The following is a 3,640-nucleotide window of genomic DNA, read 5'->3' on the forward strand; positions in this document are numbered from 1 at the left end:
TGTCACGAACGGTGCAATAGTGATCCACACCCAACGCCTGAAATCAGATCCAGGGGGTAATCTGCTCTCCTGATTCAGGAGAGCTTATGGTCACTTTTGAGACAGTTATGGAAATTAAAATCCTGCACAAGCAGGGAATGAGTAGCCGGGCGATTGCCAGAGAACTGGGGATCTCCCGCAATACCGTTAAACGTTATTTGCAGGCAAAATCTGAGCCGCCAAAATATACACCGCGACCTGCTGTTGCTTCACTCCTGGATGAATACCGGGATTATATTCGTCAACGCATCGCCGATGCTCATCCTTACAAAATCCCGGCAACGGTAATCGCTCGCGAGATCAGAGACCAGGGATATCGTGGCGGAATGACCATTCTCAGGGCGTTCATTCGTTCTCTCTCGGTTCCTCAGGAGCAGGAGCCTGCCGTTCGGTTCGAAACTGAACCCGGACGACAGATGCAGGTTGACTGGGGCACTATGCGTAATGGTCGCTCACCGCTTCACGTGTTCGTTGCTGTTCTCGGATACAGCCGAATGTTGTACATCGAATTCACTGACAATATGCGTTATGACACGCTGGAGACCTGCCATCGTAATGCGTTCCGCTTCTTTGGTGGTGTGCCGCGCGAAGTGTTGTATGACAATATGAAAACTGTGGTTCTGCAACGTGACGCATATCAGACCGGTCAGCACCGGTTCCATCCTTCGCTGTGGCAGTTCGGCAAGGAGATGGGCTTCTCTCCCCGACTGTGTCGCCCCTTCAGGGCACAGACTAAAGGTAAGGTGGAACGGATGGTGCAGTACACCCGTAACAGTTTTTACATCCCACTAATGACTCGCCTGCGCCCGATGGGGATCACTGTCGATGTTGAAACAGCCAACCGCCACGGTCTGCGCTGGCTGCACGATGTCGCTAACCAACGAAAGCATGAAACAATCCAGGCCCGTCCCTGCGATCGCTGGCTCGAAGAGCAGCAGTCCATGCTGGCACTGCCTCCGGAGAAAAAAGAGTATGACGTGCATCCTGGTGAAAATCTGGTGAACTTCGATAAACACCCCCTGCATCATCCACTCTCCATCTACGACTCATTCTGCAGAGGAGTGGCGTGATGATGGAACTGCAACATCAACGACTGATGGCGCTCGCCGGGCAGTTGCAACTGGAAAGCCTTATAAGCGCAGCGCCTGCGCTGTCACAACAGGCAGTAGACCAGGAATGGAGTTATATGGACTTCCTGGAGCATCTGCTTCATGAAGAAAAACTGGCACGTCATCAACGTAAACAGGCGATGTATACCCGAATGGCAGCCTTCCCGGCGGTGAAAACGTTCGAAGAGTATGACTTCACATTCGCCACCGGAGCACCGCAGAAGCAACTCCAGTCGTTACGCTCACTCAGCTTCATAGAACGTAATGAAAATATCGTATTACTGGGGCCATCAGGTGTGGGGAAAACCCATCTGGCAATAGCGATGGGCTATGAAGCAGTCCGTGCAGGTATCAAGGTTCGCTTCACAACAGCAGCAGATCTGTTACTTCAGTTATCTACGGCACAACGTCAGGGCCGTTATAAAACGACGCTTCAGCGTGGAGTAATGGCCCCCCGCCTGCTCATCATTGATGAAATAGGCTATCTGCCGTTCAGTCAGGAAGAAGCAAAACTGTTCTTCCAGGTCATCGCTAAACGTTACGAAAAGAGCGCAATGATCCTGACATCCAATCTGCCGTTCGGGCAGTGGGATCAAACGTTCGCCGGTGATGCAGCACTGACCTCAGCGATGCTGGACCGTATCTTACACCACTCACATGTCGTTCAAATCAAAGGAGAAAGCTATCGACTCAGACAGAAACGAAAGGCCGGGGTTATAGCTGAAGCTAATCCTGAGTAAAACGGTGGATCAATATTGGGCCGTTGGTGGAGATATAAGTGGATCACTTTTCATCCGTCGTTGACACTTAGGCCTAGCTGTACCTATCGGGCCGGACTGAGAAGCCACTTGAAATCAGGAAATTGAGACAGGTTCCTGCGCCAGTACCAAAGCCATTTCACATGAGGGTAAACAGATGCGTAAGCCAAAAACCACTACAAAAACAATTATTCATTTCACCTTAAAGCGTCGTCCTGAAGGCAACAGAAATGGAGACGAGCGAGGTCGTGTTTGGTTTCACAAATATTCGTTTTTAGATAAACCATTTTACCGGGCACCACGCCTGTTACGTCGTCTTTCTTTTAACTTCAACCAATAAAATATCTTTAGGGATCAATCATGACGGTAATCGTGTACGGGAAGTCAACGTTTGCAGGCAATGCTAAAACTCGCCGTCATGAACGGCGCAGAAAGCTAGCCATAGAGCGCGACACCATCTGCAATATCATCGATTCAATTTTTGGCTGCGATGCTCCTGATGCTTCTCAGGAGGTTAAATCGCATCGTGTTGACAGGGTAACAAAAGCAGTTTCACGTGCCGGGAACAAGGTTAAGCAAGAGAAAGTAGAGCGCAAGCAGAACCGAATTTACTACCACGATGCTAATCCGCTCGGAAATAAAATCCACGCCGTACAGAAGCAGCGCGGAAAATCAATTCCGGCTTATTACGATTGAGATGAGATATGGAAGACGAATTTGAAGAGTTCGAAGAGCATCCTCAGGATGTGATGGAACAATACCAGGACTACCAATATGACTACGACTATTGATACCAACCAATGGTGTAGTCGCTTTGTGAAATGCAAAGGCTGCAAGCTTGATGCTGAATGCATGGTGAAGCCTGAGGAAATGGCTCTGGTGAGAGAAGATGGAAAGATTGTCGATAAATGGGCAATTAGAACCACGGCAATGATTGCAAGAGAACTGGAAAAACTAAAGGCTACATAGTCGGTCTTCTTTTATCTCACTTCAAATATCTAATCAGGTCGCAATGCGGCCTTTTTTATTGCCAAAATTTAAGGAATAACAACATGAATTCAGCAGATTTATCGAAGATTCTTGAGTATGAGCCTTCTACAGGAGTTTTCCGGTGGAATAAATCTAAAGGAACAGCATTGGCTGGTGATGTCGCTGGTTCTGTCAATCATCACGGTTATCGAGAGATAACAATTGATGGAAAAAAACTACAAGCAAACAGGCTGGCATGGTTATTCGTTACTGGTAGGTTTCCTAATGGCGTAATTGATCACATAAACAGAGTCAGGGATGACAATAGATTCTCTAATCTAAGAGATATTTCAGTTGCTGAAAACAATCTAAACAAATCCATTAGGTTAGATAATAAATCTGGAACACCTGGAGTTAATTGGGATATTAAAAGAGAAAAGTGGAGAGCTACTGGCCAGATCAATAGAAAGCAAAAGCATCTTGGGTATTTCAAAAACATTGATGATGCAATAGAGGCCAGAAGGATATTTTGCAGAAAATATCATTTAACAAGTCAAGAATATGCATATGAAGTAACTGAGTAAGCGTATTTTTGGCAGCGAATAAGCACCTATAGCAGATTTACGAGTCTGCTATGTGAGCAATATCGCTCGTAACCAAACGAGGACGACGACTCGTTCTGGTTAATCGAAAAATCATCCCTTGATGTTATTTGCCGCTCTATATGGGCGGCATTCTTTTTACCTGGAGGAAAGCATGGAAATC

General features: G+C 47.0%; 6 protein-coding genes. All 6 read left to right on the forward strand.

The window, feature by feature from the left end; translation table 11 throughout:
• Positions 1-86: 86 nt before the first annotated feature.
• Positions 87-1,109 carry an IS21-like element IS100 family transposase gene (gene istA, locus ABVN36_RS24550; RefSeq protein WP_000255946.1) on the forward strand — a complete coding sequence of 341 codons (1,023 nt, stop codon included), beginning with the start codon at positions 87-89 and terminating at the stop codon, positions 1,107-1,109.
• Entirely contained in the window at positions 1,106-1,888 is a 783-nt protein-coding gene (istB, locus tag ABVN36_RS24555; protein WP_001317493.1) for an IS21-like element IS100kyp family helper ATPase IstB, read from the forward strand. Before istA ends, istB begins: the two co-directional genes overlap by 4 nt.
• 175 nt (positions 1,889-2,063) lie before the next feature.
• The gene (locus ABVN36_RS24560) at positions 2,064-2,246 is read left to right on the forward strand and encodes a hypothetical protein (RefSeq protein ID WP_125866875.1); all 183 of its coding nucleotides are present in this window, start codon (positions 2,064-2,066) and stop codon (positions 2,244-2,246) included.
• A gap of 20 nt (positions 2,247-2,266) precedes the next feature.
• The gene (locus tag ABVN36_RS24565; RefSeq protein WP_000216184.1) at positions 2,267-2,602 is read left to right on the forward strand and encodes a hypothetical protein; all 336 of its coding nucleotides are present in this window, start codon (positions 2,267-2,269) and stop codon (positions 2,600-2,602) included.
• Between the two features lie 78 nt (positions 2,603-2,680).
• Positions 2,681-2,875: an antirestriction Ral family protein gene (locus ABVN36_RS24570; RefSeq protein ID WP_000213981.1), complete on the forward strand. Its 195-nt coding sequence runs from the start codon at positions 2,681-2,683 to the stop codon at positions 2,873-2,875.
• Between the two features lie 83 nt (positions 2,876-2,958).
• Positions 2,959-3,459 carry an HNH endonuclease signature motif containing protein gene (locus tag ABVN36_RS24575; protein ID WP_112324622.1) on the forward strand — a complete coding sequence of 167 codons (501 nt, stop codon included), beginning with the start codon at positions 2,959-2,961 and terminating at the stop codon, positions 3,457-3,459.
• Positions 3,460-3,640: the final 181 nt, after the last annotated feature.

This window comes from Salmonella sp. SJTUF15581 (genome assembly GCF_043356775.1).
GTDB lineage: Bacteria > Pseudomonadota > Gammaproteobacteria > Enterobacterales > Enterobacteriaceae > Salmonella > Salmonella enterica.